The organism is Oleiphilus sp. HI0117, from assembly GCF_001635235.1.
Genome location: NZ_LWGA01000720.1, coordinates 1 through 5969 on the forward strand (window position 1 = coordinate 1; position 5969 = coordinate 5969).

Annotated in this window: 1 protein-coding gene; it reads left to right on the plus strand. The window is 45.4% G+C overall.

Annotated features, from left to right (window positions below; translation table 11 throughout):
- The first annotated feature begins 9 nt into the window (after positions 1-9).
- Positions 10-5934, plus strand: coding sequence for a type I polyketide synthase (locus A3757_RS10780; protein ID WP_231878255.1), 5925 nt, complete (start codon positions 10-12; stop codon positions 5932-5934).
- Positions 5935-5969 lie beyond the last annotated feature (35 nt).

Genomic DNA, 5969 nt, shown 5'->3' on the forward strand with positions numbered 1-5969 from the left:
CCGAAGTCCTTGAAAGAAGTTATCACCGCGGGCGAGCAGCTAATTATCACTGAGGATATTAGGTCTATCTTCGAACAGCTCCCTAAGACAAGCTTGTCAAATCAATACGGCCCTTCAGAGTCTCATGTGGTAAGCGAACTTATCATGAGAGCCCCTGCCAGCGATTGGCCGGAAATACCCCCAATTGGTAGCGCATTACCTCACGCGAAACTTAATATATTGAATGATAATGGCCAAAATGTCAGAGCTGGAGAAGTAGGAGAGCTCTATATTAGCGGCCCAGTTTTAGCTACTGGTTACATAAATAATTCGATAGAGACAAACAAACGCTTTGTCACTATGACGATCAATGGCAAAGAACAACTTTGCTATCGTACAGGGGATTTGGTCTCAGCAGATAATAAGGGCCAGTTAGTTTATTCAGGTAGAACTGATAACCAAGTAAAAATTAGTGGCTATCGTATTGAGTTATCGGAAATTGAAGCCTGTTTAATGAAGCATGAGAGTGTCTCCAATGCAGCTGTAACAGTTTCAGAGAGCGAAGCGCAAAAATCGATTATTGCTTTTATTGTAAGCAACTCTGAGGATGCTTCAATACTCAAAGCATACCTCACGCAAGAGCTACCTGCCTATATGCAGCCGTCTCATTTTCTGTTCAGCGATGCACTGATGACAACGCCTTCAGGGAAAATCGACCGCAAGAGTATGCTCGCCCAGTATCACGCCAATCAAGGTAAGTTAGCTGAGCAGGTTTCAAGCATGCAGAAAGAGCAGCTAATAGCTGTGCCAGATAAAGTGTCACTAAGCTCAATGATCTATTCCTTGCTTGGTAACGACAATATCGACACATCAAAAAGTCTGGTTGATGTAGGCATGACATCACTCATGGCGAACCAGTTATCAGTTCAGCTATATGAAAGCTTTCAGCTAGATATACCCGCCTATAAGCTTTTTCAATACGCTTCGATAGACTCGTTTATCAATCATCTTAGTAAGCAAGTGAGAACTAACAACTATCAGACACGAAATACTAACTCCCGCAAAGATGGCTCTCGTGACATCGCTATTATAGGCATGGCCATTAATGCACCTGGCGCAAATAACCTTCCACAATTTTGGGAGAACTTGCTAGCAGAAAAAGAAAGCCTGCATGTATTTGCACCCACGTCAGCAGATGGTGAAGTTAACACTCGAGGTATCATTGCAGAGCCTCTTGCTCTCGATGCGAGTTTTTTTGGAATTTCACCAATTGAAGCCGAGTTTATAGATCCACAGCAACGCATTATGCTCGAGCTAGCTTGGCACGCCATAGAAGACTCTGGAATTGTTGCTGACGAATTTCCGGGACGTATTGGCGTCTTCTGTGGTACCGGTAATAATTCATACTATTTAGAAAATGTTTTAAAAAACCCTGAAAAGCTCGCTGACTATGGCGCTTTACAAGCTATGGTCGCAAATGAAAAAGATTACACCGCAACACGAATTGCGCACAAACTTAACTTAAACGGCCCTGCAGTCAACATTCAGACTGCCTGCTCGACATCTCTGGTAGCGGTGTGCCAGGCTGTTGAAGCTCTCCGCTCTGGCGAATGCGAGGTCGCCATTGCTGGAGCCGCTTCTCTCTCCTTCCCGCAAGAACAACCTCATATCCCCGAAGAAGGAAGTATCAAGTCTCATGACGGTCATACGCGCCCCTTCGATCGCGAGGCAAACGGCACTGTGTTTAGTGATGGTGGCGGTTTGGTCGTTCTAAAACGACTCGATTACGCTATCGAAGACGAAGATAGAGTAACAGCCGTTATCAAAGGTGTAGCAGTCAACAATGATGGCGCTCAAAAAGGCAGCTTTTCAGCCCCAAGCGAAGAGGGTCAGAAAAACGTTATTCTGGCAGCACAACAAGATGCTGGACTCACTGCAGATAAGATAGGGTACATAGAAGCTCACGGAACCGCTACCCCCATTGGTGACCCTATCGAAGTATCGGCCCTGAAAGCAGTCTTTGAACAAAACTCTAAAATACCTGAAGCTCAGTGCCTACTAGGATCCGTCAAAAGCAACCTGGGGCATTTAACTGCAGCAGCCGGTGTCACGGGCTTAATAAAGTCTGCACTATCTGTATCGAAAGGACAGATTCCGGCCAGTATTAATTTCACATCACCAAACCCTGACTTAAGGCTAGAGTCTTCACCGTTTTCTGTCGCTACAACCACCGCTACTTGGAAACAGGAAATTGGCCAGCGATATGCAGGTATCAGCTCATTTGGCATAGGAGGCACCAATGCTCATGTGATTATCTCTGGGTATGACGCTGAGCCGGCAACTGCTTCTGCACAGACACCAACAAAACTACCACTGTGTCTTAGTGCAAATTCACCCAAATCACTCGCTGATCAAGCTAGGCAACTTGAAACATTTCTACTAAAAAATACTGACACAGATATCGATCACCTTAAAAACACCTACTGCTTTCACCGACAAGCATTGAAGTATCGACAAGCTATATTAGGAACAACTAGAGACAGCATTCTTAGTGAACTATCACAGTTCACTAAGAATGCTTCAGACGCGCCTACAAAGGACCCAAAGATTATATTTATGTTTCCTGGACAAGGAACTCAAGTTAATCGTATGGGTAAGAAGCTCTACAATGAACTTCCGCTCTTTAGAGCACATTTGGATAACTGCATCGAGATATGCAAAGACGAATTTAACGTCGATCTCATACATATCCTATTCTCGGATGATCCAAGCCTTCACCTTACTGAGAACACGCAAATAGCATTGTTTTCGGTGGGTTATGCTATTGCATCAAGTTTAATGGAGCTTGGTATCAAACCCGACGGAATGATGGGACACAGCATTGGTGAACTAGCTGCGGCAACCTTGTCTGGGGTATTCGATTTACACACGGCAATTAGAGTAGTTTTAACGCGCGGCAGAGTCATGCAAAGACAGGCGAGTGGTAGCATGTTAGCCGTAGAAAGCAGCTTTGACGCAATCAAGCACTTAATTCCGGATAGTGTTGTTCTTTCAGCTCAAAATACTCCTGAATCACTCACTCTCTCTGGTGAAGATGTTCATATTGAACAAGCAAAAGAAGCACTGGAGAAGGCCAGTATTCATTGCACAAAGCTAAGAACCTCGCACGCTTTCCACTCGCCAATGATGATCCCTGCCGAGCAGGCTTTCATCACAGAGCTCAAGGGCATTCATTGCAAAAAGCCCAGTATCCCATTTATTTCCTGTGTCAGCGGCGACTGGATTACAGATGAACAAGCAAGCGACACTCGCTACTGGGCTAGCCAGATAGTAGCTCCGGTACAGTTCAAAGGTGGCACTGAAAAGCTAAGCAAGTGGTCAAACCTTATTGTTATAGATTGCGGCCCAAGACGTGTTGCGTCTCACTTACTTAGCCAATGCTTGGAAGATAAGGATGACCTTAATATAATAACGGCCCTACCAAAGCCAACAGAAGAAGCTGAAGATAGCCAATTTATCGCCTGCCTAGGCAATATATGGAAAACGGGATTATCTGTCGACTGGCGTAAACTAGCCAGGCCGATAAAACCAGCGATGGGGTTTTTACCTCCTTATGCCTTTGAACATAAAGATTTCTATATAGCACCACAGGCCAGTCACTCCGCCTTCAACCTAGAACAAGAGCTTAGTAAGAGCTTTGACAGTAATCAGTCCAATTTCTTGGGCGACCTGACTCAACTTAGCCAAGGGCTGCAACAACAGTTTGCAGCCATGAATAACAACTTTCTCGATATTGCATCATTAGGCGCTAGCCCAGTCTCAATTCAGGAGACTCAAGTAGTATCTGGAACCAACTTATTTAATGATATAGAAGCCGACACCATGACGACAAACGCGATCAGCCAACTCAAAACACTTTTTTCAGATACTTCGGGCATCGACTTAAACGACGCCAATCCTGATGCAACCTTTTTCGAATTAGGCCTCGATTCTCTATTCTTAACGCAGTTAGCCTTAAAACTGAAAAAGACCTTCAAATCCAAAGTAACCTTCCGTCAACTTATGAATGAATATAGTTCATTCAATAAGCTAGCGACAAAGTTAGAGGGCGACGGAGCCTTAACTAGCGCGCCTGTGGCAACACCGAACCAAGCACCTGTTCACATTGACACGCCTTCTGTTTCCGCTCCTTTACCAGTAAGTCACGCGACTACCACCAATGCAAACGGCTCGCCTTTAAACAGTTTGCTTTCGCAGCAACTTCAATTGGTAAACAGTCAAATTGCTTTATTAAACCAATTAAGCCAGGGTCAAGCAGGAGCGCCAGTTCAAGCTTCAGTACCTGCCACTACACAAACCTCCGGCACCGCGGAGCTAAGCGATACTCAAGACAAAAAACCCTTTGGTGCGGGCACCCGTATTAACGTTAAGCGCTCAAATGAGCTCAGTGCCGATCAACAGCAGAATTTGGAAAAGCTTAGTCAGCGCTATAATGCCAAGTTTTCAAAGTCTAAAGACTTCGCTCAAGCAAACCGCTCCCAGCTCGCGGACCCTCGAGTAGTCTCCGGGTTTCGAGATAAACTGAAAGAGGTTATTTACCCTATTGTTGTCGAGAAGTCTGCCGGCGCACACCTTTGGGATATCGACGGAAATTGTTTGATTGACGTCACCTGTGGCTTTGGCTCAAATTTCTTTGGCAATGGTGCTGAATTTATTCGCTCGGCCGTTGCCAAACAGCTAGAAACCGGTTACGAAATCGGCCCCCAGAACCCCTTAACTGAAAAGGTATCCAAGAAATTTTGCCAGTTAACTCAACTAGAGCGTGTTGCTTTCTGTAATACTGGTTCTGAAGCTGTACTTGGCGCCATACGATTAGCGCGCACAGTGACAGGCAAAGAACATATCGTCATGTTTGAAAACGACTATCATGGAATCAATGATGAGGTTATCGTCCATCGAGGTTCGAATGGCCTACCGTTACCAGCAGCAGCCGGTATTCCTGGAGAGGCCGTCGCCAACACAATGATTCTAGACTACGGTGACCCACAGTCTTTAAAGTATATCGAAGAAAACGCCGATGACATCGCTGCTGTTCTGATCGAACCTGTACAAAGCCGAAACCCAGAACTTCAGCCTAAAGAGTTCGTTCAAGAGTTAAGGAGCTTATGCGATCAAAATGAGATGGCCCTTATATTCGATGAAGTCATTACAGGTTTCCGCCTCGGACCACGAGGAGCTCAAGGCCATTTCGATATTCCAGCAGATATCGCAACCTACGGTAAGATTATCGGTGGAGGTATGCCAATTGGTGTTATTGGAGGCAAGTCCAAGTATATGGACGCCTTAGATGGTGGCCAATGGCGATATGGTGATGACTCATCGCCCGAAGTTGGCGTAACCTACTTTGCGGGAACCTTTGTACGCCACCCACTCGCGATGGCTGCAGCAAATGCAGTATTAGATAAACTAATAGCCGAGCCTACTATACAGCAGGATTTGGGCAACAAGACCGCTGCAATGGTCGAGCAAATGAACCTGTACGCAAGCCAACGAAATGCTCCGATCAAAGTCGTGAACTGCCAGTCCCTATTCCGTTTTAAAATTCCCCAAGATATCGCTTACGAGGAACTAATATTTACGCTGTTGAGAGAAAAAGGAATCCATATATGGGATGCACGCCCATGTTTCCTTACCACAGCTCATAGTGATGAAGATATCGCTGCAATCATTAAAGCTTTTGAGGAAGCCGTCGACGAAATGCTGTCGTTAGGATTCTTTCCCGAGCTCGATCCGAGCAAAAACACGAACACCCAAAACACTGAAGAAACGGCGTCATTGCAAAACACTCCACCAGTTCCAGGAGCTAGATTAGGAAAAGATTCCCAAGGAAAGCCTGCATGGTTTATAAGGGACCCTGAACAACCTGGAAAATACAGAATGCTAGAGCAAAACTAATGACTAGCCAAATCAAGACCATACAATCTGTTTCG